This window comes from Tunturiibacter empetritectus, assembly GCF_014201375.1.
Classification (GTDB): domain Bacteria; phylum Acidobacteriota; class Terriglobia; order Terriglobales; family Acidobacteriaceae; genus Edaphobacter; species Edaphobacter lichenicola_D.
This window is the reverse complement of record NZ_JACHDZ010000003.1, coordinates 422,800-448,129: the sequence shown is the minus strand read 5'-3', so window position 1 is coordinate 448,129 and position 25,330 is coordinate 422,800. Positions and strand designations below refer to the sequence as shown.

Genomic DNA, 25,330 nt, shown 5'->3' with positions numbered 1-25,330 from the left:
TAGATCTAAGAGGAAATCGAGTGATGGGAAACAACGGTGCAGGGGTCGCAGAGCAGAAGGCACAGAGAGTTTTCAGCGCGCTGGATGGTTTTCGGATTGAGGTTCCATCATGGGGATTTGCGAATACCGGGACGCGGTTCGGGAAGTTTCTTCAGGGTGGGGCGGCGACGACGATTGAAGAGAAGTTCAGCGATGCGGCGCAGGTGAATGCGTTGACGGGTGCGAGCCCGACGGTGGCGCTGCATGTACTGTGGGACCTGCCGAACGGGAGGGCGGATGTTCCTGCGATTCAGGCGCTCGAGAAGAAGTATTGGATGAAGGCTGGGTCGATCAATCCGAATCTCTTTCAGAACGCGGAGTACAAATATGGATCGATTGCGAACCCGAGCGCGGAGATTCGCGGGATGGCGTTGAAGCATCTGCTGGAGTCGGTGGCGATTGGGCAGGCGTTGGGGTCGAAGGATGTTTCGCTGTGGATTGCGGATGGGTCGAACTATCCGGGGACGCAGAGTATTCGCAAGCGGATTGGATGGATGGAAGAGGTGCTGGGTGCGACCCATGCCGCGCTGGGTGAGGGACAGCGGATGCTGGTGGAGTACAAGCCGTTTGAGCCGGCTTTTTATCACACTGACATTGCGGACTGGGGGATGGCTCTGGAGTTGGTGCGACGGTGCGGGCCGAAGGCGAAGGTGCTGGTGGATACGGGGCATCATGCGCAGGCGACGAATATTGAACAGATCGTGACTTGGCTGCTGCATGTGAAGGAGCTGGGTGGATTTCATTTCAACGACCGGAAGTATGCCGATGACGACCTGACGCTGGGCTCGATTGATCCTTACCAGGTGTTTCGAATCTTTCATGAGATTTTGAGCGCGGAGGTGAGCGATCGCGCGGATGTTGCCTTCATGATCGACCAGAGCCACAACCTGAAGGGCAAGGTGGAGGCGATGGTGCAGACGGTGGCGACGGCGCAGGAGCTGTATGCGAAGGCCGCGCTGATCGACCAGGGGAAGCTGGCGGAGTTGCAGCAGGAGTGCCGGCTGGTGGAGGCTGAGGAGTGCTTCCGGGATAGCTTCTGGCAGGACGTGCGGCCGATCGTGAGGGAGTGGAGGGTTGCGCGCGGACTTCCGGCGGAGCCTCTGAAGGCGCTGGCGGAGAGCGGGTATGTGGAGAAGATTACGCGGGAGCGGGAGAGCAGGAACGCTCGCAGCGTTTCGACCTATGCTTAGAGATGTTTCCTGCTGATCGTCGCGGGGTGAGGCGTTTTGGGGAAGAGAGTTTCTGACGTTTTGAAAGCTGTTGCATGGGAATTCCATTAGCGAAACCGGGGCAGGTGCCGCATAATGGATCGGCTGAGTGGTCGCTCCTCGGCGGGAGACTATGGCTGTACGAAAGACTTCGAAACGACTTTATCTGATTCCAGTGCTGTCGAAGGCGCTGGATATTCTGGAGCTGCTGCAGGCGGAGAACCAGCCGATGACGCTGGAGTCGATCCATCGGCAGACGCGAATCTCGAAGACGACGGTGTACCGGGTATTGAAGACGTTCGTTCACCGGGGATATCTTTCGCAGTCTCCTGATGGGACGTACCGGCAGGTGACGCGGCCGAAGAAGATGCGGTTTGGCTTTGGCGGACAGAGCGCGGATATGCCGTTTTCGGTGGAGGTGACCGAGAGCTTGAAGGATGCTGCGGCTGCGGTGGGGGTCGATCTGCTGATTCTGGATAACCGCTATGACGCGGCGACTGCGTTACGGAATGCGGAGGAGTTCGTTTCGAGCAAGGTGGATCTGGTGATCGAGTTTCAGGTGGAGCAGGAGGTGGCTCCGATGATCGGGGACAAGATTGCGGGGGCGAAGATTCCGCTGATTGCGATCGATATTCCGCATCCTCATGCGACTTACTTCGGGGTGGATAACTATCGGGTCGGGATTGAGGCTGGAGAGACGCTGGGCGCCTACGCGACAGCGAACTGGGACGGTAAGGTGGATTGGGTGATTGGGCTCGATCTGGCCGAGGCGGGACAACTGGTGCAGAGCCGAATTACGGGTGCGTTTGAAGGGGTGAGGTGCGGACATCCGGAGCTGCCGGTGGAGGTGTTTGTGCGGATCGACGGGCGGGGGATGCGGGATCGGAGCAAGAAGCTGATCTCGGATTTTCTGCAGCGACATCCGAAGGACAGGCGCATTTTGATTGCGGCGGCTACCGACTCGAGCGCGTTGGGCGCGGTAGATGCGGTGCGGGAGCAGAAGCGCGAGAAGCACGTGGCGATTGTGGGGCAGGATTGCATTGCGGAGGCGATGCAGGAGATGCGGAGGGACAAGTCGCCGTTGATTGGGTCGGTGTCGCATGAGGCGAGCTCGTACGGGCCGAGTTTGATTCATCTTGGACTGTCGCTACTGAGGGGGCAGACGGTGCCACCTTATAACTATGTGGCTCATAAGATGGTGACCCGGGATTCGCTTAATGCCGTTTCAGTCTGACTGCTATTTTCTCATTGGAAATAGTTGCCGTATTGGTGTTGCGTGTGGAATGATAGTCGGGGCCTGGATTTAGGCCAGACGAAGAGGTTGACACATGACGGCACAGGGCGGCCTGAAGTTTTTGGAAGATCGTTGGGATGAGGCGGTAGCGGCGCAGCTGGATGCACCGGAGCTGCTGAGGTACAGATCGAACCTGCTGGGCTCGGATCTGCGGATCACTAATTTTGGCGGGGGGAATACGAGCTCGAAGCTGGAGCAGGTCGATCCGCTGGATGGAGAGACGAAGCAGATTTTGTGGGTGAAGGGGAGCGGCGGCGATCCGGGGAGCATCAAGCGCGCGGGGTTTGCGACGCTTTACATGGAGAAGCTGTTGGCGCTGGAGAAGGCGTATCGCGGAGTAGATCTCGAAGACGAGATGGTGGAGATGTATCCGCTGTGCACGTTTGGGAATAATCTTGTGGCCGCTTCGATCGATACGCCGCTGCATGGGTTTCTGCCGTTTGCGCATGTGGACCATCTTCATCCGGACTGGGGGATCGCGCTGGCGGCCTCGGCGAATGGGAAGATCAAGATGGAGGAGTTCAATAAAGAATTTGGACATAAGCTGGCGTGGCTGCCGTGGCAGAGGCCAGGGTTTGAGCTGGGCATGATGTTGAAGAAGATCGTGGAGGAGACGCCGGGGTGCGATGGCGTGGTGCTGGGCGGGCATGGGCTGTTTACGTGGGGAGAGACGCAGCGCGAGAGCTACCTGAATACGATTACGATCATCGATCAGCTGGGGCAGTTTATTGAGCGGCACGGTTCGGTTGCGGGGCATAAGCACTTTGGCGGCGGGCAGGTGAAGAGCCGCGAAGACAGGGCTGCGATTGTTCTGCAGGTGATGCCTTATCTGCGTGGGGTGGTGTCGCGGAAGCAGCGATGGATTGGGAGCTTTAGCGATATGCCGCAGGTGATGGAGTTTGTGAACTCGGAGCAGGCAGAGAAGCTGGCGCACCTGGGGACGAGCTGCCCGGACCATTTTATTCGAACGAAGATTCGGCCGATGTTCATCAAGTGGAATCCGGCGGGTGATCCGGCGGAGTTGAAGGAGTTGATTGAGAGTTCGCTTGAGACCTATCGCGCGGAGTATGCGGAGTACTACAAGAAGCACGCGGTGAAGGATTCGCCTGCGGTGCGCGATGCGAGCCCTACTGTGGTGCTGGTGCCGGGTGTGGGGATGTTCAGCTTTGGAAAGAATAAGACGGAGTCGCGGATTACTGGGGAGTTTTATGTCAATGCGATCGGCGTGATGCAGGGTGCGGGTGCTCTGGGGGCTGGCGTGGACTGCATGGAGATTCCTCAGGCTGGGCCGGCGGCTTCGGCGGATCAGTTTACGGTGCATGCGAACTATGTTGCGCTGCCGCCGAATGAGGCTTTTCGGATTGAGTACTGGAAGCTGGAAGAGGCGAAGATTCGCAGACAGCCGCCGGAGAAAGAGTTGAGCCGGAGGGTGGCTCTTGTTGTTGGCGGCGGGAGTGGGATTGGGCGCGAGGTTGCGCTGCTTGCGGCTCAACGCGGGGCGCATGTTGTGGTGGCCGATCGCGATGTGAAGGGTGCGGAGGCGGTTGCTGAGGAGGTGAAGGCGATTGCCGGGAGAGAGGCGGTCAGCTGGACGAGCATTGATATTCGCGATCGGAAGGCGATCAAGGCTGCTCTCGAGGCGACGGTGAAGCAGTTTGGCGGGATCGATATTTTGATCAATACGGCGGCGCTGTTTCCTTCGTCGCCGGATGGTGTGATCAGCGATGCGCAGTGGGCTTTGACGCTGGAGGTGAATGTCACGGCGAACTATCTGCTGACGGATGAGGCGGCGAAGATCTTTGCGGAGCAGGGGATCGATGCGAGCGTGGTACTGACGAGTTCGGCCAATGCTGTTGTGGCGAAGCGTGGCAGCGAGGCGTACGACGTGAGCAAGGCGGCGTTGAGTCACCTGGTGCGGGAGCTGGCAGTTTCGTTGTCGCCGAAGGTGCGGGTGAATGGGATTAGTCCGGCTACGGTGGTGAAGGGGTCGACGATGTTTCCGCGTGATCGCGTGATCGCTTCGTTGAAGAAGTACAAGCTGCCGTTTGAAGAGACGGAGACGGATGATGGATTGCGGAATGAGCTGGCGCAGTTTTATGCGACGCGGACGCTGACGCATCAGCCGATTGATCCGAAGGATTGTGCGGAGGCGATCATGTTTCTTGCGGGGCCTCTGGCTCGATGCACGACGGGGCACTTGATTCCGGTGGATGGTGGTTTGACGGAAGCGTATCTGCGATAGGGTTTGCGATAGGAGAGGCGCGCGATGAGGCGGACGCCAGATGTGGCGCTGGTTCCCGAGGATACGCGGGCTTTGGTGGCAGTGGACCTGGGGGCGGAGAGTTGCCGGGTGTCGCTGCTGCGCTGGGTGGCGGGGCGGCCGGTGATTATGCTGGTGCATCGGTTTGCCAATGCTCCGCGTGAGACGGATGGGAGGCTGCGCTGGGATTTAGGGATGATCGAAGCTGGGCTGGAGCATGGGCTTCGACTCTGCGCGGAGATTGCAGTGGAGGGCGTGCGCTCGATCGCGGTGGATGGCTGGGCTGTGGACTATGTGCGCGTGGATTCGGATGGGAGGGCGCTCGCCGATCCGTTTTGCTATCGCGATGAGAGGACGATTGAGGCGGAGCAGAGGCTGTACGAGGAGATTGCGCCTGAGCGACTGCGGGAGTGCACGGGAGTGCAGTTGCTGCGGATCAATACGCTGTATCAGCTGTATGCGGATCGGTTGGAGGGACTGCCTGCAGGCGAGCAGTGGATGAATCTGCCAGAGTATTTTCTGTCGCGCTGGGGTGGGGCGCGGGTGGCGGAGTTTACGAATGCGACTCACTCGCAGATGATGGATTTGCACGGGCGTCAGTGGTGCGAGGAGATCTTTCAAGCGGCGGAGCTGAATGTTGCGCTGGCGCCGAGGCTGGTTCCTCCGGGCACTGAGGTTGGCAGGTTGAGTGGCCAGCTGGCGAAGCTGGCGGCGTTTCGCAATACGGTGTTGATCGCTCCGGCTTGTCATGACACGGCTTCGGCGATTGCGGGGATTCCTGCGGTGGGGGATGACTGGGCTTATCTCAGCTCGGGGACATGGTCGCTAGTAGGGACTGTGCTGAAGGAGCCGAGGAATGATGCGGCTGTGGCGGCGGAGAACTTCACGAACCTTGGAGCGGTGGGGGGGAGAGTCTGCTTTCACAAGAATGTGAACGGGATGTGGTTGATCCGGCAGTGTCTGCATCAGTGGGCTGCGGAGGGCCGGGAGTGGAGTGTGCCGGAGTTGGTGACAGCGGCGGAGAAGGTGGCGAAGCCGGAGGGGCTGCTGGATGTGGATGACGCTGATCTGCTGCTTGCGGGCGGGATGCCGCAGAGGATTAATGCGCAGCGGGTGCGGATGGGGTTGAAGCCTTTAGAGGAAGGTGCAGAGAATGCACCGGCGTTTGCGAGTCTGATCTTTCATAGCCTGGCGGCTCGGTATGCGGATGTGCTGGAGCGCGTGGCGTTTCATAGTGGCAAAAAGTTGAAGCGGTTGTTTGTGGTGGGTGGTGGGAGCCAGAACGATTTTCTGAATCGGCTGACTGAGGAGGCTACGGGGTTGGAGTTGTTTCGTGGTGCGGCGGAGAGCTCGACGGTGGGGAACTTTGCGGTGCAGCTGACGGTGCTGGAGGGTAGCCGCGATGAGGCGACAGGCGCGGATGCGGAGCGGGTGTCTCGGTGGGCGGGGCGGCTGGCTTTGGCTCTGGAGCAGACGGCTACGAAGGGTTAGCACTCGCGTGGTAGGCTTCCCTTGCATGTCTACCCATACTTTTGACCTGGTTGGTTCTGCCTCCGCTGAGATGGTTCGCGAGGGCTTTTCTGTTGACTTTCCTGACGGAAGCGACACGCAGGTGGCGGCGATTCGTGCGGCTGGGGGAGCGAAGGCCGATGCGGATGTTCGCGATCTGCGGGGGCTGCTGTGGTCCTCGATCGATAATGACACCTCGCGGGATCTGGACCAGATTGAGGTGGCCGAGCGCGTGGACGGTGGGGTTCGCGTGAGAGTGGGGGTGGCCGATGTTGCAGCTTCGGTGCTGAAGGATACGCCGCTGGATCGTCATGCGGCGGAGCAGACGCAGACGGTTTATACGGCGGTGAGGAACTTTTCGATGCTGCCGACCGAGCTTTCGACGGATCTGACCTCGTTGAATGAAGACGAGGATCGGATGGCGGTGGTTGTTGAGTTTGTAGTGGATGGCGAAGGGAAGGTGCAGGACACTTCCATCTACAGGGCGCAGGTTCGGAACAAGGCGCAGCTTGCTTACAGCCATGTGGGGCCGTGGCTTGAAGGAAAGGCGGGGCCGGATGCGAAGGTGGCTGCTTCGGTTGAGTTGCAGGAGCAGCTGCGGCGGCAGGATGAGGCGGCACAGGCGTTGCGGGCTCAGCGGGTGAAGATGGGCGCGCTGGAGTTCAACCGCGTGGAGGCCGATCCGGTGGTGGTGGATGGCAAGGTGGAGTCGATTGGGACGGCGTTTCATAACCGGGCGAGTGATTTGATTGAAGAGTTGATGATTGCTACGAACGAGACGATGGCGCGGATGCTGCGGGAGGCGAAGCGGTCGTCGATTCGGAGGGTGGTGCGGTCGCCGGAGCGGTGGGCGCGGATTGTGGAGCTTGTGGGGCGGCATGGGACGGTGCTGCCGGCTCAGCCTGACTCGGGCGCGCTGAACGCATTTTTGCAGGCGCAGAGGGCGTCGGATGCGGTGCACTATCCGGATCTGTCGCTGGCGATCATCAAGCTGATGGGGCCGGGGGAGTATGTTCTGGCTAAGGGCGATGATGATGCAGAGCAGCCGGGGCACTTCGGGCTGGCGGCGCAGGACTATGCGCACTCGACTGCGCCGAACCGGCGGTTTGTGGACCTGGTGACACAGCGGGTGGTGAAGGCGATGCTGGCCGGCGAGGCTGCTCCTTACACCGATGAAGAGCTTGAGGCGATTGCGACGCACTGCAACGAGAGAGAGTCGGCTGGGCGCAAGGTGGAACGGGCGATGCTGAAGCGAGTGGCGGCGGTGGCGCTGGCTGGGAGCGTGGGGAAGAGCTTCCATGGAGTGATTACCGGCGCGAATGATAAGGGGACGTATGTGCGGGTGTTCGATCCTCCGGTGGAGGGCAAGGTGGTGCGTGGCGAGCAGGGGCTGGATGTTGGGGATATGGTGGATGTGACGCTGCTGCATACCGATCCGCAACATGCGTTTATCGACTTTGGACGGGCGTGAGGCTCTGGGCGTCGGCGGCGGTTGCTAAGCTGCGTTGTTGCTATGTTGCGTTGCGGAGGTACTTTTGTCTTGCGCGTATCAGGTCGTCCAGTTGATTGTCGCTGAGGGTCTGCGTGGAGCCTAGCTGGTGGGCTACGAGGCGGATGTGGGCGAGGTGCTCGACGGTCTCCATCTTGAGGAAGGCATCGGTGAGGGTGGGGCCGTAGGCTACGGCGCCGTGATTGGCCATGAGGATGGCGGTGTGATGAGGGATGAAGGGCCTGAGGCTGGCTGCGACCTCGTCGGTTCCGGTGGTGGCGTACAGGGCCAGCGGGACTGAGCCGAGGGTCATGACGGCCTCCTGGCAGAGCATCTCATCGAGGGCGCGGCCGGCGCAGGCGAAGGCGGTGGCGATAGGGGGATGGGAGTGGACGACGGCTTCGATGTCGGCTCTCATCTGGTAGACGGCGAGGTGCATGCTGAGTTCGCTGGTGACCTTTCTGGAGCCTGCGAGCTGGCGTCCTTCGAGGTCGACGATGACCATGTCGGAGGGACGCATGAGGTACTTGCTCATGCCGGTGGGGGTGACCAGTAGGCGCTCCTGATCGAGCCGGACGGAGAGGTTTCCCGAGGTGCCCGGCATGAAGCCGAGTCGAGAGAGCCATCGGCCAAACTGCACGAGTTCGCGCCTTAGTTCTACTTCGGGCCGGCCGATACATTCTTCGATCATCGTTCCTCTTTCGTTGCCATGAAGTGTAATCCCATTCCGGTTTTCAAAGTGCATGTTTCCTCACAGGATTTCGAATGGAGATGCTTTTATCCGGATGATCGGTTTTGGAGAAAGGGGGCTTTGCAGGTTTCGCCAGACTTCGCCGATTTTGGCGGAGGCCAGGAAGAGGTGGCCGGCGGTGAGTGGACCAAGGACGCGGTGGTGGCCGACTGCTGCCAGTCCCATGGAGGCGATGCAGCCACATTGTTCGCAGTCGGGGTTGCCGCCAAACTGGCAGGGGGTGATTTTTGTTGAGAGGTCCGCGGAGACGGTCATAGTTGTTCGAGCGAAGATACACTCTTCGGGGTTCTTTGGTGGAGAAGAGATTTCTTGGAGAACAACATCCGGCATATCGAGGGCCGGATATTTCTTTCGGAGCTCGCGCAGCTCGGCGGTGATGTTGGCTCGCTGGCGTGGGGTGAGGATCTCTGGATCGGTGGCGCCGCGCTGCGGGGTGAAGAGGCTGAACCAGACCTTCATTACGGCAGGCTGACTGCTCCAGAACTGGAGGAACTGGTCAAGGTATCCGGGGCGGTCTGCGATCTGCGCGGTGATGGTGCAGTGGATGGTGATGTTGGCATCCTGGATGTTTTTGAGGATGCGGTCGTAGGTCGCGGGTGCGCGGCGTTCGTCGTGCTCGGGTTGGAGGCCGTCGATGGAGACGACCACGGTCAGCTTTTTGAAGCGCTTCCACTCGGCAGGAATGATGCGGAATGCGCTGGTGACGATCTGGGTGTGGATGCCGCGAGCTTCGATCTGTGGGAGAAGGAGTTCGAGCTCGCGATAGCGGACGAGGGGATCTCCGCCGACGAGGGAGACGTGCAGGGGCTTTTCTTTGTCGAGGAGTTCGAGTACCCGTTGAACGAGCTGGTCTCCCTTGAAGTCGGAGAGTTCGCGAAGCTGGGTGTCTCCGCCGAGATGAGCGGAGTCGAAGGCATAGCAACCGGGGCAACGCAGAGGGCATTCTTTGGTGATTTCGATAGACAGGGAGGGGGCGCGTCCGACGAGAATTCTGGCCCACGCGTGGAAGACTTCTGATTTCTTCATTGCTTCTCCATGATCGGCTGTATGAGAACAGATCAGTTTGGTAGAGACCGCATGCGACTGGAGGGAGTCGCGACTACGAACGCACGAAGAGAGTTATCAGATTTGTAGGGGGAGATTGATGGAGTGAAGGGAGATGCTACGCGTCAGATTGAACTGCACAGGCGCAACCAGGCCGGAGGGAAACCTGGCGGATGGATCGGCTGGCTGAAAGAGGGAAGACAACACGCGTCGAAGCGTAAGGATCAGGGTAAGGACCGCTCTGCGCTGATGGGAGAGAACGAGCACGAGACAGAGGATTGCGGCGAGAGCTAGAAGTCCGAACTCGCAGTCCTGGCCACCGCGGAGAAACTTGTCGAAGGTCCAGAGATACTCCGTCACGGGCATGACGACTACCAGAAGCGTTGTCAGGAGGATGAGAATCTGACCGAGTAAGACGCAGATCTCTGGCGCACGAGAGGGCGTGTCTTCAACCGAACGCCCCGCTATGGAGATAAGTTTCAATAGCCCTCTCGTTCTATGCACTATGCAGATTTTATCCTCATCTCTTTGGACGGGATAGCAATGGAGGAGAGCTATTCCTCCATTGCGGCGTTTCGTTTTATCTGTTCTGCCTTATGATGCAGAGATTTGCGTCGGCGGGGTTCCCTAAATTGAAATTTCTTTTTGCTTGCTCGGTGGAGAGGTAAAGCGATTCTGTCTTTGTTGGCGATTCAATGTTGCGAGTCTTCGATTCGAATCAGGACCAGGGCATTAGGAGTAAGGCTGAGGCGGAGAGTTCCATTGCGAAGCGCGGTCTGCTCCGGGGCGGGGAGCGCGGTCTCGCGGTTTAGCTGCTCGGCCTGGGCGGGTGTGGGGTTTTTGGGTTTTCCCATGGCTGCCCACTGGGGCAGAACGTTTCCGTGGGTCTGGTCGACTCGTTGTATCGCGACCTTCGCGTTTTGCGGGACGCCGGACAGATGGAGGTTAAGCTCGCGGGAGATACCTTGCTGGCCGGGGTCAACGAGATTCCAGGCTGCGATGGAGAGGTCTCCGTTGGTCGATCGCGTGACGATGATGTTGTTGGAGGTGTTGGCAAGACGCTGGTCGCCGAGTTGGTGCAGGAGACCGTAGGAGTAGTAGCTGGGCTTGTTGATGCCGTCGAAGGCGCGCAGGCCGAAGTCTCCGCGGAAGGGGGTGCTGGTGGGGCCGCCTTCTTCGAAGACGTCGGAGAAGGTCCAGAAGGAGAGCATGTCTACGTTGCCGTCGCACTCGCGGACGGTGTTGGCGAGCGCGGGGCCGACGTAGATGGTGTCGCGGGCCTCCATCATGCCGGGGACGTTCCACTCGGTCCAGAAGAGTGGAAGATGAGGTATGGGGGAGTGATTGATCTCTCCGCGCACCTTGGCTATGGCGCGGCCTACACGGTCGTCCATGGGGATGTCTTCGTTGGTGCCGAACATGTTGTGGACGGTGTCGTCGGCGTAGCCGTGGGTCGAGACGAAGTCGACGGGGATGTGGTTGTCCGCGGTGTGCTGGAGAAACTCTGGAACCCACTGTGCTGCGGCGGTGGCGGGGCCGCCTACGCGCAGACGTAGGCTGACCGACTTGAGGGTGCGGGCGGTGTGATCGTAGAGCTCGAAGTACGATTCCTGGCGCGGGATGCCGTTCCAGAAGTCAATGTTGGGTTCATTCCAGACTTCGAAGTACCACTGGGAGACTTCGTCGATGCCGTAGCGATCGACGAGGTGCTGGGCGAAGTGCTGGATGAGGTCATCCCAACGCTCCATGCTTTTGGGCGGCGAGACGTTCTGTTTGTACCAGAAGGGGTGGAGAGCGTCGGGGTTGAAGGCAAGCTTTTTGGGCATGAAGCTGATCTCCACGACGGGGCGAACGCCGTTCTTCAGGAGGCCGTCGTAGATGGAGTCGACGTAGGCGAAGTTGTAGACGGGGTTGCCGTGCTCGTCTTCGTTGTAGACGCCGACCTCGTCGTGCAGGATGGCGTGAAAGCGGACGTAGCGGAAGTCCGCTACTTTTTTCACGGCGCGGAGGTCTTCGCGATAGGCTTCGCGCAGGGTGAGGATGGCGCGGCCGGAGCCGAACATCTGCTCCCAAAAGTGTGGGAATGGCGTTGTCGTGGCGTGAGCGTCGATGGTGACGACTTCTTCGGCTGGCAGCTGAGACTGAGAGAAGCATGGCCACGCAGTGCACAAAAGAATCAGAGAGAGTGGAAGGAGTCTACTTCGGCGGCGCATCATTTGTGACCTCGTTCTGATAGCGGGGCGGGCTGTTTATTTGACCGTTTCACTTAACGATGAGAAGGACGAGGCCGTGTGGCGGCACGGCGATCTGCAGATGACCGTTGGAGAGCCGGAGTTTTTCTGCGGGCGACATGGCACCGGCGGCTCTCAACTTTTTGATCTGATCCTGCGTGAGGTCGCGCGGCCTGCCCATGGCATCAAATTCTTTCACCGCGTTTCCGTGGTCATCATCCACTCGCAACACTTCGACCTTTGCGCTTGATGGGAGGTTGGCGAAGGTTAGCTGAAAGCTTTTGTCTGGGCCTCTGTTGGCGGGAGGAGGAGTGTAGGCGGCTCCGACGCCGAAGGGTGGGGCGTAGTTCCAGAGAGCGACTTCTACGGCGCCATCGCTCGATTTGGTTGCGAGTGCGTCGTCGTTCTCTAGTTTAATTCTGACGTCTCCAAGGCGATGCAGCATGGCGAAGGCGTTGAAGGACGGCTTGGGGATGCCATTTGCAGCGACGAGGCCAAAGCCGCCGTAGAAGGGCGTTCGGACGACTCCCTGTTCTTCGAAGACGTCGGAGAAGGTCCAGTAGCTCATCGACTCTGTGAGGCCGTCGCACTGGCGAATGTTGTTGGCGAGCCACGATCCGAGGTAGGTAGTGTCGGTGACGTCGGGCTCGTTCGAGTAGCTGGCGTTGTACTCACTGAAGATGAGCGGCATCTTTGGGTAGGGTGAGGCGGCGATCTCGTCGTGCACTTTTTTGACTGCGCGATAGACCATGACGTCGCGGGGAATCTGTTCGTCGGTGTGAAAGACATCTTTTGAGGTGTCGTTCGCGTAGACGTGGGTGGAGGCGTAGTCGACGGGGATGTTGTGGTCTTTGCAGTGCTGGAGGAACTCTGCAACGTATCCTGCCTGGGCTGTCGCTGGGCCGCCTACGCGGATTCGTTGACTGACTTTTTTGAGCGCGAGTGCGGTGTGGTCGTAGAGCTCGAAGTAGGTGGGAATGTTGGGACGGCCGCCCCAGAAGTCGAGGTTGGGCTCGTTCCAGACTTCGAAGTTCCATGTTGCGACTTCGTCGATGCCGTAGCGGTCGATGAGGTGCTGGGCGAAGGCGGCGATCATTGCGTCCCAGAGGGCGTAGTCCTTTGGTGGCGAGACGACGGGCTTGTAGAAGAAGGACTGCGTCTGGTTGGGGTCGGCTGCCATCTTGCGCGGCATGAAGCTTAACTCTATGAAAGGGCGGATGTTGTTGGCGAGGAGGCCGTCGTAGATCTGGTCGATGTAGGAGAAGTTGTAGATGCCGGCGCCTTGAACTTTTTCGGGAGGGAGACCGGGATTTTGGGTCGTCGCATCGGGGTCGTAGAGGCCTACTTCGTCGAGAAAGATTCCGTGGAAACGCACTGATTTGAAGTCGGTTACGGTTTTGACGGTGCGGAGATCGTCGCGATAGCTCTGACGCAGGGAGAGGATGGCGCGACCGGAGCCGAAGGTTTGCTCCCAGAAGTGGGGGAAGGGAGTTGTGGGGGCGTTAACGTCGATGCGGATCTGCTCCGCTTGCTGGGCGGTGAGGGAGAACGAGCTGAAAAAGTAGACACAAAGCGCGGCAAGGGTGAGTGTGCGGGATCGAATCATGAGAGATCTCTCCAGGGTGTGCAGCTTGTGGTGAATTTGTGGTGACAACGTGGTTTTCTGGTGGTGAAACGTGGTGAATTAGCGCCTTGTTGACGTGGTGCGGGGGCAGGAATGACGCGGGTTTTGTTGTTTTCCGCGCAGAAAAAATATCGGGATGACGTTACACCTATAGTTGCACCATAAATGAGGCAGCCACTTTTTGGATTGCGTCGGCCTCTTTTTTGCGCCGGGTGGCCGATTACGCGGCTTAGGACGTTGAAGAAAGAGATGCTCCCGAGGGAGCATCTCTTGTGCTGCAAGAAAGATGAGGCACTAGAAGCTGAAGCGGGCCTGGAGGTTGACGATACGGCCGGAGAGGGCGTTGTTGGCCTGACCGAAGTTGGGAACCAGGATGTTGGTGTTAAGCGAGCCCGGGGTGAGGTTGATGTTGTTGAAGAGGTTGAAGGCGTCTGCTCTGATCTCGATGGCGCCATCTTCTCCAATGATCTTTGCCTTCGGCAGACCGAAGGATTTGGTGAGGGTTGCGTCGACGTCTTTGTAGCCTGGGCCGTTGAAGGAGTTGCGGGCGATACCGGGAAGCTGCGGTAGGCCGGATGCGAAGCCGGAAGAGCCCGCGGTGGGCGCGACGGGTGCGGTGAAGTAGGGTTGGGTGGGCCCGGCGGCGGGGAAGTTGAGGTTAGGCTTGCCGTTCTCAAAGGCATCATTGCTGCTGCTGCTTTTTGCGCCTCCGTTATACGAGGCCGGACGCAGTGTGTTGTATCCGCTGGCGGCGTAGTAGAGGTTGCCACCCGGCACGTTATAGGTTGGGGTGAAGGGGAAGCCGGTGTGCAGGTTGAAGATGCCGCTGACCGACCAGCCATCCACTACTTTCGATAGAAGCGAATTGCCGTGGAAGAACTTTGGCTGCCAGAGGCCATATAGTTTGAACGCTTTGCCGTAGTTGAAGTCGGAACGGCCGTATGCGAGGTAAGGCAGGTAAGGATATTGATTCTGAAAGAACGGACCGGAGCCGGTGTCCATCGTCTTCGCGTAGTTGAACTCCGCGTCGAACATGAACTGGTGAGACATCTGGTGCTTGAAGCCTAGCAGCAGAGAGTTGTTGTTTGAGTTGCCGGTGTTTGCATACTCGTCGATGTTCTGCACAAGGGGATTTTGTGTTTGTCCCTCTGCGAACGCGTTGATGTACAGGAAGGATTGAACGATGAGGTGCTTGGTCGTGCTTCCCTGATAGCCGACGGTGGCGACGAACTGGTGGCCGAGATCTATCTGGGTGTCGAGCGAGAAGTGCTGGGTGTAGATGGTGGGCTGGGTGGGTTGATAGGCGTAGAGGAAGGCTCCGCCAGCCAACGGCAGGTTTACGGAGTTGAAGCCGCCAGTCGCGTTAGGGTTGGGCGGGTAGCCGAAGAGCGATTTGGGATCACTCGCAATGTTGTAGACGATTCGCGGATCGATGGCGGCGGGACTGCCGCTGGCATAGGCCACGCCAAGAATCCCAGGGGGATTATTGCCTGAGTTGGCCGTAATTGAGATCTCGCTCTGGTTGTAGTTGAGTCCATACCCGCCGCGAACGACGGCCTTGCCATGGAACATGTCGGGACTGAAGGCGAAGCCGAACTGGGGTCCGAAGTTGCCCTTTTGCGCTTTGGTGAGATTGCCACCATCCCGGACTGCGAGGTCGGTGAAGGCGCTGGGACCGCTGCCGAGAACGACCACGCCAAGGTTGTTTTCTTTAGAGGAAAACGGGCCGAAGTAGGAGTAACGTAGGCCTGCGCTGAGGGTCAGATTCGGCCGAGCCTTCCAGTCGTCCTGGATGAAGAAGCCGTAGAGATCTTCGCGAGTGTCCTGACGGTTGGTGGAAGGGGTGCCGGTTGCGGGATTGAAGTTGCCTGCTTCACCGTGGGGCGCGTCATTGAGAAAGTCCCAGATGTTGTAGAAGTTATAGAGGGGACGTGCTGCGCCGGTGTTGTTGTTAAGATAGTAGAGCCTAGTCACCTCTCCGCCGAATTTAACTGTGTGATTGCCGGCTATTTTCGTGGCGATGTCTTTGTAGGTGAAGGTGTGTTGGTTGTAGTCGCCGGGGCCACCGGCTCCGAATGTGCCAAGACTGATACTGCCAAGATTGTCGACGATCGATAGCGGCAGACCGAAGGGGGCCTGCGGGTTGGACGTGATCTCGTTATAACGATAGCCGGCGTCGTTGGCGCGAGCTTCGTTGAGGAAGGTCGGCGAGAAGATGTGGTTCCAGATGACGGAATATGCTTCGTTGTTCTGCTTGCGATTGAAAAGATTGTAGGCGCGGACCGAACTGTTGTAGTTGGTCGTGACGAGAGGGACCCAGTAGACGGCAAAGGCCGCGTGGTCTTTCTTGGTGATGTTGGCGTCGAGACGTCCGTTGTACTGGCTGGCAGTCCTCGTAGTGGGGTTGACGGTGTTAAAGAAGGCGATATCGGGTACGTTGGACAGGCCTCCGCCGACGCCGGGGTTGGTGGTGCTCTGCCAGGTCAGATCCTGGGTCCCTAGAGGCTGATTGAGGGGCGAACCGATGTTGAGACCTTGACCGGGAATCGTGACGCAGTTGACGCCCTCGGTCAGGCCGGCATTGGCGCAGGTCTGATTGATGAGCGACGAAGACGAGACTAGAGAGCCTGGGAAGCTGAGGTATGTTTTTGCGATGCTGTTTGCAGGGGCGAGGGCTTGAAACGCTGCAGTTTCGTACCAGCCAGTGCCTGGAGTTTGCGAGTTGTCTCGCTGAGTTTCGTAGGAGAAGAAGGCGAAGAGCTTATCGTGGAGGATAGGGCCGCCAACGCTTCCGCCGATCTGGTTGGCACGTTCGCTGTCTCGCAAAAGGCCTCGATCGGCCGGGGTTCCAGGTTGGAAGGTGCCTGCGCCGTTGTAGCGCTGGTAGGCATTGAGGCCGGGCCTGCTGGCGCGGAAGAAGGCGCTGCCATGGTATTGATTGCTGCCGGTCTTCGAGGTGACCTGAATCTGAGCGCCGCTGAAGCGGCCGTTCTCGGCGTCATAACCGTTCGAAAGGACTTTGACGTTGCCGACGGAGTCTTCGGAGGGAGTGATGACCGAGGTCCCACCCCAGACTGCGCTGACGGTGCTGATGCCGTCGATCTGAATGCCGTTGGTCTCGTACTGACCGCCATTGGCATTGGCCTGGGGACCGTTTTCGGTTTGGAAGATACCGTTCGCTCGGTTGGCGCCGCCGGGGCCCTGGGTTCCGGGAAGCTGGTTGGCATTGCCAGGGTTTGAAGACTGTGCGCCGTCGCCGAAGACGCCGGGCGCGAGTTGCACAAGCTGGAAGACGTCGCGGCCAGTGGAGGGGAGATGCTGGATCTGGTTGCCGTCTACGGTTCCGCTGATCGAGGCGGTCTCTGTGTCGAGTGCGGGAAGGGCATCGCCGGATACGGTGACGCTGGTTGTCGCCTCGCCCAGAGATAGTGTCACATTGACTGCATTGGCCTGCTCCGGGACGATGTGCAGATCCTGGATGACCTGCTGCTTGAAGCCCTTTGCCGTTGCGGTGAGGGTGAAGTGGTCAGGTGCGAGGGCGCTGAAGTTATAAACACCACTGTCGTTGGAGATGGCGGTGACGGGGTGATTGGTGTCGGTATCGGTGAGGGTCAGGGTTGCTCCCGGAATGACGGCACCTTCGGTATCGCTTACGGTTCCCTGGATGGACGCGCGGAATTGAGCGTGAGCGGTGACTGCGTACAGGCTGAAGAGGATGACGAGCAATGTTGGGCCGAGCAGAGAGTGCCGGAGCCTCGTGAGTGGAGTGATGCTGCTGGAACGAAAGTGCTGCATGATGGCCTCCTGATGGGAAACGTTGGGGATCTGCCGCCATAGGGGAGCGTCCTTTTGTGGACAGGGATATGGCTAGGCAAACGTTTGACCGGTATCGACTATGCGCGTCACGGCAAAAGACTGTCAAGGTTGGGAAGTTGATGCTTACCGGTGGATCAACATCTCTGGAAGCAGTACTTGACTAGCGCATTTGTATGCTGCCGGTGACAGAGCAGGAGAAGTTGGAGACCTGCGGCTGGAGCGCAGATTCTTGGATGCGTTTCTGGTGTTCAGGATTTCGCGTGTTCAGGATTTTGCGAAGGAGGAGATCGCTTCCTGTTCTTCGGAGAAGATCTCGAAGAGTGGTAGCAGGTTGCACATCTTCAGGGTCTGCGTTACCTGCTTGGATGGATTGACGAGCTTCAAGGCTCCGCCCGCCTCCTTGGTCGAACTCATGATCATGACCAGAAGGCCGATGCCGCTTGAGTCCATGCGGGTGATTGCGGTGAGATTGAAGACGAACTGGTTTGCTCCGTGAGCGGTGAGGTTGTCGATTTTTTGTCGCAGGTTGTTGACTGGAGTGCCGAGGACGAGAGCGCCACTCAACTCGACCGCTTCGATCTCTCCGTACTTCATGATCTTGATCTCAAGCGTGTTCAAAATGCTGCTCCTTCTTCTCGACAACTGCTGTGTGGATGGGCCCATCCTGAGTCTGCAGCAGCGCAAGCTACACCGTGCCAGCCTGCGGCAGGATAACATCCTCCTGCCCACGGTGACATTGCGGGCAGGAGATTGGCATCGGGGCGGCTTTGAGACGGGGGCTCGCGGAGAACACAGGGTGGGATCAGCCGTGGGTTAGATAGCCCATTCCTGCGAGGACGCCTCGCATGTAGGAGAAGCTGGCGATGACTCCGGGCATGGGATCGTCGGCGTGGACTTCGTACTCGAGGTCGACGAAGCCCTGGTATTTGGTTTTGATGAGGGCCTCGAAGATGCCTCTTACGGGCATGATTCCGTCGCCTACGGCTACCTGGCTTTCTTTGCTGTCGAAGTTGGTGAGGTCCTTCATGTGGACGTCGAAGAGGCGGGGGCCGACTTCGTGGATGGCCTGGACGACGTCGGTGCCGGCACGGACGGTGTGGCCGACGTCGATGCAGCAGCCGATGCGCGGGTCCATATTTTTGACGGCTTTGAGGATGTCGAGGGGGGAGTGCCAGAGCTTGTCTTCGGGGCCGTGGTTGTGGATGGCGATGCGGATGTCGTATTCCTTGACGAATTTTTCTACGCGGGGGAGGGTTTCGGGGGAGGGGTCGCCGGCGACGATGAGGGAGATTCCGGCCCGCTTGCAGTACTCAAACTTGCTGCGGATGTCGGCGTCGTCATCTTTAGGGAAGTAGATGGCTCCGGCGGCGTGGAGCTTGATGCCGGCGGCGGTGTAGTCGGCGAGGGCCTTGGCCTCTTCGGTGGGGTCCACGGGCAGATGGTCTTTGATGTCCTTGACGTTGAGGTTGGTGATGTTGAGCTGCTTCATGAAGCCGATCATCTGGTCGCGGGTGAAGTTGCGGAAGGTGTAGCTGGCGAGGCCGAGTTGGATGGGTGAGGAGGCTCCCGTAGCGTGCGAGGGCTGGAGCGCGAGGGAGGGGAGGGCGTTGGAGGTGATTCCTGCCGCCGCGAGGAGAGCGCCGGATTGGACGAAGCTGCGACGTGAGAGGGGGTTGGTCATGAGGTCGGGACTCGCGCTTTCCTGGGGTTCATTTCGGTTGTGATGGCTCCGCCGGCCGGTGGTTGAATCTTTTATGGATGAGATGGCCGCGGCGGATTTGGAGCGGAGATGCGGACTGGTGATCTGCGGCAGTCCGCATCGTGTGTTGTGAGGGCTAGAGGTGGGGTGCCCAGCCCTTTTCGTAGTCGCGGCCCCAGCCTTTCATGGCTTCGGAGTCGTGGAGTACCTTGCCATCGGTGTTGTCGAGCTGCAGTTCACGGTTGACATCCCAGGCGACGTTGGAGAGTTGAAGCATGGTGACGGCGACGTTTCCGATGGAGACGGGAGCGTTGAGTTTTTCTCCCTTGCGGACTCCGGCGATGAAGTTCGCAAAGTGAGCGTCGGTCATGGAGTCGCGGCCGGTGAGATCGGTAGAGGAGGTTTGATCCTTGTTCGCTTTGAGCTCGCTGGTCTTGTTTCCTTTGAGGTCGTAGATCTCGTATCCGTCGCGGTCGACGAGGACGGTGCCGGTGGTTCCCATGATGGCCGAGCCACGGTCGCGGTCGTAGTACTTCATGCCCTGACAGCTCTTGCCCTCCCAGGTGATCATCTTGTCGGGGTAGTAGAAGCTGGTGACGAGGGTGTCGTAGAACTGCCAGTCGTCCTTGAATTGATAGCGTCCGCCGGATGAGGTTACACGGTCGGGAAAGTCGACACCGAGGGCCCAGCGGCAGACATCGACCTCATGGGTGCCGTTGTTGAGGGTCTCGCCGGTACCGTAGGTTTTGAACCAGTGCCAGTTGTAGGGCTGGATGTTGTCGGTGTAGGCTCGGCGCGGCGCGGGGCCTTGGAAGAGATCCCAGTCGAGCTGCGGGGGAACGGGTGCTTCTTTGCCGGTGCCGATTGACTTGCGCACATTGCTGTACCAGGCTTTGGCGAAGTAGGCGCGACCGATGAGGCCGTTGTGAATCTTGTCGACTACCTCGATGGTGTGGGGGGAGGAGCGCTGCTGCGTGCCCATCTGGACGAGCTTTCCGTACTTCTTCTGGGCTTCAACGAGGAGCGCGCCTTCGGCGGGGTTGTGACTGCAGGGCTTTTCGACGTAGACGTGCTTGCCGGCTTGCAGCCCGGCGATGGCCATGGGGGTGTGCCAGTGGTCGGGCGCGGCGATGGTGATAGCGTCGACGTCCTTCTGCTGAAGGATGTGGCGGAAGTCTTTTTCGGTGGCTGGTGCTTCGCCCATCTCTTTTTGGGTGTCGTCGGCGAACTTCTTCAGCGTGTTGCTGTCCACGTCACAAACATAGGCGATGCGGGCATCTTTCTTGTTCGCCTTGAGGGCGGAGAGATGAGCATAGGCGCGGCTGCGAACGCCGATGACGGCGAAGTTGAGCCGATCGTTGGAGCCCATGATCTGCGCGTAGCTCTTTGCGGTGGAGGCGACAGCGAGGCCTGCTGCGCTGACTGCGAGTGTGTCGAGAAACTCTCGTCGGGTGATCATTGTTTCTCCTCCTTAGGAGATTGAGGCAGGATGCTTGCCGAGTATTTAAAAAAGAACAAGAGCGAACTAAATCAAGTCTTCACTCCGTTCCGAATGACGGCGCTGGAAGGTGAAGCGCTAGAAGGTTCCCGAGTTGATCAGGCACTGCTTCATGCCAGCCCAGCTGATGCGCGTGGAGGCTTCAGGAGTGCCTGCTCCGCGCCAGTGGGTTTCGAGGCTGACGGCGTCGCGATAGCCGGACTCTTTGAGGGCGCGGTATTGAGCGGTCCAATCGATCAAGCCTTTGTCGACGGGGGACCAGACGATCTTTCCGGAGTCGTCTTTGACGGCGTTCTTGCAGTGGCAGTGGTGAATGCGGTTTTTGGGAAGAGCGTCCCAGCCGCCGGGGAAGGCGTCGAGCTCTCCGCGCATGACTGCGTTGCCTGGGTCCCAGTTGAGAACGAAGTGCGGGGATTGAACGGCTTCGAGGGTTTTGGCGGCCTCGCGACCGGTGGCGGTGTTGCAGGCGAACTCGTTTTCGATGACCAAAAGAATGCCGTGCTGGCCGGTGATTTCAGCGGAGGCGCGAAGCTTTTCGTTGATGGCTGCGCGGTAGGGAGCGACGTCGTCGAGGCGCCAGAAGTCGAAGCAGCGAATCTTGTCAGTCTTGAACTGTTTGGCGAGAGAGATGGAGCGAGTGAGGACTTCGTCCTGCTGCTTGTAGGCGGACTCTGCGGCGCCGTGCAGATCTTCTTTGGAGCTGTATTTGGATTTTGGTGCGCCGGGCCAGTCGACTTTGAAGAGCGGGCTGGCGATATCGGTGACCTGAAGGTTGTACTTTGTGAGGATCTTGAGTGCTTCTGCGATCTCGGCGTCGGAGACTGTCTGAAGGTTCTTGCCCCAGATCTCGCGAAGCTCGACGTAGTGGAGGCCGAAGTCGTTGGCGATTACCGAGCAGGCGTGATCGAAGTCCTGCGAGATTTCGTCGGAGATGACGGCGATTTTGAAGGGCGAAGTTGCGGCCCATGCGCGCATCGGCAATGAGAGCGATGCGACTAAGCCAGCCGAACCCCCTACGAACTGTCGCCGGGAAACACTCTTCATGATTGGAACTCCTCTTTCGTCGGTGCCATTTTGGCGTAATGCGGGAACAGGAACTTAAGACGATCCATTAGCCAATTAGTTGCATCGTTCTTGAGCGGTTGATGATGCGAAGCTTTCGGGTAAGTATTGAATCTTGAAGGTAAATCTGGAAGCAGGAGAGAAGTCCCGGTTGAGATGGACCGGGACTTCTCTCCTGGTTAGAAGGAGATTTTGACTGCAGCCTGAAGGACACGTGGGCCGCCGACGCCGTTGACATTGCCGACGCCACTGCCGAGGGTTCCGGTGATGACACCAAACGAACTGGAGCCGTAAGTGGTTCCGGGCAGACCGAAGGCGGGTGTGTTGGTGAGGTTGAAGGCATCGAAGCGAGCCTCGAGAGACGACTCGCGGAAGATAGGAAAGCTTTTGAAGAGCGACAGGTTGTCTGAGAAGTAGCCGGGGCCACGGAACTGATTTCGTTGCGTGTTTCCGACGACGCATGGACCGGGGGATACGCAGCCAGTGAGTCTGCTGACGCTGAAGCTGGTTGGATCGAACCACTGGGCACCGCTAGGGTTGCTGTGATGGTGCAGGACGTGGAAGGGGGCAACCTGATCGACGGTCTGGGTGGTGCCGGGGGTTGCGCTGGTTGTTGTGAGGGTGAATGGCAGGCCCGAGACCGCCGACAGGATGACCGAAGTCTTCCAGCCACCAAGTACGTAGGAGCCGATACCTGAGTTGAAGTACTTGTGATTGCGTCCAGCGGGCAGCTCCCAGGTGAGAGTCTGGGAGAAGTTGAGCCTGCGGTCGAAGTCCGCAAGGGCGTAGTTGCGACGGCGGTCGCCGCTGTAGAAGAGCAGGGCTCCATCTTGTGGGGTGGTCACATAGTTTTGCGCCTTGCCCCAGGTAAAGGCTGAGCTATAAGCTATGCCGTGGGTGAATCGGCGAGTGAATTGTACTTGCAGCGATTGGTAGTTGGAGGAGTAGCCCAGAAAGAATTGAGTTACGGAGGCGGTCTTTCCAAAGGCTATGTTCAACGGATCGAAGGCAGCACTTTCTCCGTAGACGCTGGGGACGTTGATGTTCTGCGAGGAGTCAATTCGCGTGCCGTGGTTGGCAACATAAGCGATCTGGAGGGAGCTGTCATGCGGGAGCGCCTGCTGGATGGCCGCATTCCAGGAGGAGACATAGGCGTTCTTGAAGTTGAGCGGGATGTAAAGGTTGCCAAGGCTGTTAAGGAAGGTGTTGCCGGTTGCTGTGATCTTTCCATTAGCATCGACGGGGACGGGCGGGGTGGGTGGGATTCCGCTTACGAAGTTGACTGCTGCTTGATTCGTGGAGCCCAGTACGGCGGCTCCATAGGTTGGAATGTTGGTGTAGTCGGTGCTGGTCTTGATGGGATAGTTGTAGGCGTAAGAGTTATCTACGAAGGGAACGTAGCTGACGCCGAATCCGGCTCGGAGGACCGTGGAATCGGTGGCGCGAAAGGAAGCACCAAGCCTGGGTGCGAAGTTGGTGTAGTCGGTCTTCATCCCGATATTCGAGGGATTTCCAGCTATGCCGGCGATAGTCAGCTGATTGGTTGCCGGGTTGAAGCTGGAAAATCCTCCTGCTTTGCGCGGCGTGGCGGGTGGGTACAACTCATATCGCAGGCCGACGTCGACAGTTAGTTTCGAGGTAGCCTGCCACTTGTCGGCGACAAAGAAGAAGAGCCAGGTCTGGCGGTAGGCGGGGAAGGTGCTGTTCGTGTCCTGCCCTACCTGATACGGGGTGTCAAAGAGAATGCTGGCGATATCGTTCGCCTGCCCCTTGGAGGGCGCGCCTGGGGTGGAGGTCTGGTTTTCGCTGAAGTAAAAGGTTCCGGCGGCCGCGTTGATGTTTCCCTGAAGGAGGTCGTCGCGGATGCGGCGGATGTCGGCGCCCGCTTTGAGCGCGTGGTTGCCGAGGATCTTGGTCCAGTTGTTGGCAAAGTCGATGTTCGACTCGGCGCGGAGCCAGGGGAGCGATTGGGAGTAACCGATGAGGGGATTGGTGGTGCCGTTCTCTCCGTTGCCGGCGAAGTTGCTTACCTGAAAGGCGACCTGGCCGCTATCGATCGAACTGAGATTGGTGCCGGGGATGCCGAGCTTCTTGGCGTCGTCCTGACCAAAGTCTGACTGTTGCGCTGAGTTGCGAAGGTGGGCTACGCCGACGCGAACTTCAGTGAACAAGGTTGGCGAAAAGACATGATCGTAGTTGACGCCGGTGCTGTAAGCGGTTGCCGTACCGGTCGCTTCGAAGCCGCCGCCTGCCGGGCCGCCGAGGAAGGATCCGAACAGGGGCGCCTGGAAGGTGGTGATTTTTTGATGGCTGAATCGACCGCTCAAATGATCTTTCTGGGAGATCGTCCAGTCTGACTTGATGTCGTAGCTGATGGCATCTTTGCTGAAGGGGGAGTTCTGGGAAAAGTTGTTGGTCTTCGCACCGGCAATATAGGCAGCGGAAGCGAGATTGGTCTTGGGATCTCTCGCGAGGGCGTCGAGGGATTGGAGAACAGTCAAACCAATGTTGCTGTCGTTCACCGGGGTCGACAGGCGGCTCAGAGGAATTAGGTTGCCTGCAAACGGTGTGCGCCCTTTACCGCAGTTAGCGGGGGTTGGGCCGCCGTTGCAATCTGCAGTGTCTCCGGTCTTCGGATCGTAAACCTGGCCAGCGTATTTACTGAGATCGAGGTTACTGCCAACAACGTTGTAGAAGGGAATGTTTGTATTCACCGTAGACGATTCGTGATCGGAGGTGCGGAGGAAGTCGCCGAAGAAAAAGAGTTTGTCTTTGAAGATCGGGCCTCCGATAGAAGCGCCCGTGTAGTTGTAGACGAGGCGTCCATTCGGGCCGCTGGCGAAGTAGTTGCGAGCATTGACGCCGTTGTTTTCCATGTTCTGGAAGACAGAGCCGTGAAACTGATTGGTTCCTGATTTGAGGGTGACGTTGACGACGCCGCCGACGGCACGGCCAAACTCCGCCTCGAAGTTATTTGTGGTGATGTCTACGCTCTGGATCGCGGCGGCGGGGGGAACGAGGATGATGTGGATTCCGGTGCGCTGATCGTCGTCGATACCCTCAATTTGATAGAGGTTGACGTAGGAGGACTGACCGTTCGCATTTACAGAAAGATCGTTGTTGGCGTTGAAGAACTGTGAGTTGTTGAAGACCACGGGCGCCATACCGGGAACGGTATTGAGCAAGGATTGAAAGCTGTTGCCGCTGCTGAGGGGGAGATTGGAGATCTGATGCGCCTCAAGCGTGGTGGAGATATCGGCGCGGTCTGTTTGCAGCAGCGCGGGAGCGGTGGATACGGTGATCGTCTCGGATGCGCTGCCGGTGACGAGAGCGAAATCGACGCGTGTTGAGGTGTTGGTGAGAAGATCGATGCCCTCATGGGTATCTTTCTTGAATCCATTCGCTTCGACCGTGATGTTGTAGGTCCCTGGCGGAAGGTTGGGCAGGGTGAAGTTGCCGCTTTCGTTGGTCACGGTTTCGTGAGCCGTCTGCGTAGCCGTTTCAATGACGATGACCTTCGCTGCGGCAACTGCGGCTCCGGTTGGATCGTTGATCGTGCCGAGCAGCGTGCCGCTGACAGCCTGTCCGTAGAGAGATGGGGACAGACCGAGGATCAATATGGGAAGAAGGAGAAGACTTAGTTTTTTTAGGGCGATCACGTGAAACCTCCGGAAGGTATGCAACTTTTCAGGTCCCGAATTGTTTATTGTTTGAAGAACGAACGAACCCTACCAGCGGCGATAGAAGTCAGTCAAGAAAATAAACGGGAGCTTCCATCTGCAGCCTTTAGGCACAGGAAAACGGGG

At 58.7% G+C, this 25,330-nt stretch carries 17 protein-coding genes; 6 read left to right on the top strand and 11 right to left on the bottom strand.

The window, feature by feature from the left end; genetic code table 11:
- Positions 1 to 23 precede the first annotated feature (23 nt).
- The 5 genes from HDF10_RS11010 (at position 24) to HDF10_RS10990 (ending at position 7,781) form a co-directional block, all read left to right on the top strand.
- Positions 24 to 1,229 carry a sugar isomerase gene (locus HDF10_RS11010; protein WP_183813273.1) on the top strand — a complete coding sequence of 402 codons (1,206 nt, stop codon included), beginning with the start codon at positions 24 to 26 and terminating at the stop codon, positions 1,227 to 1,229.
- 151 nt (positions 1,230 to 1,380) lie between these two features.
- The gene (locus HDF10_RS11005; RefSeq protein WP_183813271.1) at positions 1,381 to 2,481 is read left to right on the top strand and encodes a substrate-binding domain-containing protein; all 1,101 of its coding nucleotides are present in this window, start codon (positions 1,381 to 1,383) and stop codon (positions 2,479 to 2,481) included.
- A 94-nt stretch (positions 2,482 to 2,575) separates the two neighbouring features.
- Positions 2,576 to 4,783 carry a bifunctional rhamnulose-1-phosphate aldolase/short-chain dehydrogenase gene (locus HDF10_RS11000; protein ID WP_183813269.1) on the top strand — a complete coding sequence of 736 codons (2,208 nt, stop codon included), beginning with the start codon at positions 2,576 to 2,578 and terminating at the stop codon, positions 4,781 to 4,783.
- Positions 4,784 to 4,807: 24 nt separating this feature from the next.
- On the top strand, positions 4,808 to 6,292 hold the full coding sequence (locus HDF10_RS10995; protein WP_183813267.1) for a rhamnulokinase: 1,485 nt from the start codon (positions 4,808 to 4,810) through the stop codon (positions 6,290 to 6,292).
- Positions 6,293 to 6,317: 25 nt separating this feature from the next.
- On the top strand, positions 6,318 to 7,781 hold the full coding sequence (locus HDF10_RS10990; protein ID WP_183813265.1) for an RNB domain-containing ribonuclease: 1,464 nt from the start codon (positions 6,318 to 6,320) through the stop codon (positions 7,779 to 7,781).
- A 40-nt stretch (positions 7,782 to 7,821) separates the two neighbouring features.
- On the opposite strand, the gene HDF10_RS10985 is transcribed toward HDF10_RS10990, so the two are convergent.
- From HDF10_RS10985 to HDF10_RS10955, 7 genes are all read right to left on the bottom strand, one after another.
- Positions 7,822 to 8,490 (bottom strand): class II aldolase/adducin family protein, encoded by a 669-nt coding sequence (locus HDF10_RS10985; RefSeq protein ID WP_183813263.1) that lies wholly within the window; start codon positions 8,488 to 8,490, stop codon positions 7,822 to 7,824.
- Between the two features lie 60 nt (positions 8,491 to 8,550).
- Complete coding sequence (locus tag HDF10_RS10980) at positions 8,551 to 9,576, bottom strand: radical SAM protein (protein WP_183813261.1); 1,026 nt, start codon at positions 9,574 to 9,576, stop codon at positions 8,551 to 8,553.
- Between the two features lie 96 nt (positions 9,577 to 9,672).
- A complete protein-coding gene (locus HDF10_RS10975) occupies positions 9,673 to 10,077 on the bottom strand; it encodes a hypothetical protein (protein WP_183813259.1) in 405 nt (134 codons plus the stop codon).
- A gap of 209 nt (positions 10,078 to 10,286) precedes the next feature.
- On the bottom strand, positions 10,287 to 11,810 hold the full coding sequence (locus HDF10_RS10970) for a GH39 family glycosyl hydrolase (protein WP_260177810.1): 1,524 nt from the start codon (positions 11,808 to 11,810) through the stop codon (positions 10,287 to 10,289).
- A gap of 46 nt (positions 11,811 to 11,856) precedes the next feature.
- Positions 11,857 to 13,431, bottom strand: a complete 1,575-nt coding sequence (locus HDF10_RS10965; RefSeq protein WP_183813257.1) for a GH39 family glycosyl hydrolase — start codon at positions 13,429 to 13,431, stop codon at positions 11,857 to 11,859.
- Positions 13,432 to 13,743: 312 nt separating this feature from the next.
- Entirely contained in the window at positions 13,744 to 17,244 is a 3,501-nt protein-coding gene (locus HDF10_RS10960) for a TonB-dependent receptor (protein WP_183813255.1), read from the bottom strand.
- Between the two features lie 285 nt (positions 17,245 to 17,529).
- Positions 17,530 to 17,883 carry an STAS domain-containing protein gene (locus tag HDF10_RS10955; protein WP_183813253.1) on the bottom strand — a complete coding sequence of 118 codons (354 nt, stop codon included), beginning with the start codon at positions 17,881 to 17,883 and terminating at the stop codon, positions 17,530 to 17,532.
- Position 17,884: 1 nt separating this feature from the next.
- Between HDF10_RS10955 and HDF10_RS10950 the strand changes: the two genes are divergently transcribed.
- Positions 17,885 to 18,082: a hypothetical protein gene (locus HDF10_RS10950; protein WP_183813251.1), complete on the top strand. Its 198-nt coding sequence runs from the start codon at positions 17,885 to 17,887 to the stop codon at positions 18,080 to 18,082.
- On the opposite strand, the gene HDF10_RS10945 is transcribed toward HDF10_RS10950, so the two are convergent.
- The 4 genes from HDF10_RS10945 to HDF10_RS10930 all read right to left on the bottom strand — a co-directional run bounded on the left by HDF10_RS10945 (position 18,068) and on the right by HDF10_RS10930 (position 25,183).
- Positions 18,068 to 18,946, bottom strand: a complete 879-nt coding sequence (locus tag HDF10_RS10945; RefSeq protein ID WP_183813249.1) for a sugar phosphate isomerase/epimerase family protein — start codon at positions 18,944 to 18,946, stop codon at positions 18,068 to 18,070. The genes HDF10_RS10950 and HDF10_RS10945 overlap by 15 nt on opposite strands.
- Positions 18,947 to 19,100: 154 nt before the next feature.
- Positions 19,101 to 20,423, bottom strand: coding sequence for a Gfo/Idh/MocA family protein (locus tag HDF10_RS10940; protein WP_183813247.1), 1,323 nt, complete (start codon positions 20,421 to 20,423; stop codon positions 19,101 to 19,103).
- A gap of 117 nt (positions 20,424 to 20,540) precedes the next feature.
- Entirely contained in the window at positions 20,541 to 21,506 is a 966-nt protein-coding gene (locus HDF10_RS10935) for a sugar phosphate isomerase/epimerase family protein (RefSeq protein ID WP_183813245.1), read from the bottom strand.
- Positions 21,507 to 21,703: 197 nt separating this feature from the next.
- Positions 21,704 to 25,183 carry a TonB-dependent receptor gene (locus HDF10_RS10930; protein WP_183813243.1) on the bottom strand — a complete coding sequence of 1,160 codons (3,480 nt, stop codon included), beginning with the start codon at positions 25,181 to 25,183 and terminating at the stop codon, positions 21,704 to 21,706.
- Between the last annotated feature and the right edge of the window lie 147 nt (positions 25,184 to 25,330).

Bases quoted from the DNA above. Each gene is read 5' to 3' on its own strand.
- HDF10_RS11010 (WP_183813273.1), top strand. From the start codon at position 24: ATGGGAAACAACGGTGCAGGGGTCGCAGAGCAGAAGGCACAGAGAGTT.
- HDF10_RS11005 (WP_183813271.1), top strand. From the start codon at position 1,381: ATGGCTGTACGAAAGACTTCGAAACGACTTTATCTGATTCCAGTGCTG.
- HDF10_RS11000 (WP_183813269.1), top strand. From the start codon at position 2,576: ATGACGGCACAGGGCGGCCTGAAGTTTTTGGAAGATCGTTGGGATGAG.
- HDF10_RS10995 (WP_183813267.1), top strand. From the start codon at position 4,808: ATGAGGCGGACGCCAGATGTGGCGCTGGTTCCCGAGGATACGCGGGCT.
- HDF10_RS10990 (WP_183813265.1), top strand. From the start codon at position 6,318: ATGTCTACCCATACTTTTGACCTGGTTGGTTCTGCCTCCGCTGAGATG.
- HDF10_RS10985 (WP_183813263.1), bottom strand. From the start codon at position 8,490: ATGATCGAAGAATGTATCGGCCGGCCCGAAGTAGAACTAAGGCGCGAA.
- HDF10_RS10980 (WP_183813261.1), bottom strand. From the start codon at position 9,576: ATGAAGAAATCAGAAGTCTTCCACGCGTGGGCCAGAATTCTCGTCGGA.
- HDF10_RS10970 (WP_260177810.1), bottom strand. From the start codon at position 11,810: ATGATGCGCCGCCGAAGTAGACTCCTTCCACTCTCTCTGATTCTTTTG.
- HDF10_RS10965 (WP_183813257.1), bottom strand. From the start codon at position 13,431: ATGATTCGATCCCGCACACTCACCCTTGCCGCGCTTTGTGTCTACTTT.
- HDF10_RS10960 (WP_183813255.1), bottom strand. From the start codon at position 17,244: ATGCAGCACTTTCGTTCCAGCAGCATCACTCCACTCACGAGGCTCCGG.
- HDF10_RS10950 (WP_183813251.1), top strand. From the start codon at position 17,885: ATGCTGCTCCTTCTTCTCGACAACTGCTGTGTGGATGGGCCCATCCTG.
- HDF10_RS10945 (WP_183813249.1), bottom strand. From the start codon at position 18,946: ATGACCAACCCCCTCTCACGTCGCAGCTTCGTCCAATCCGGCGCTCTC.
- HDF10_RS10940 (WP_183813247.1), bottom strand. From the start codon at position 20,423: ATGATCACCCGACGAGAGTTTCTCGACACACTCGCAGTCAGCGCAGCA.
- HDF10_RS10935 (WP_183813245.1), bottom strand. From the start codon at position 21,506: ATGAAGAGTGTTTCCCGGCGACAGTTCGTAGGGGGTTCGGCTGGCTTA.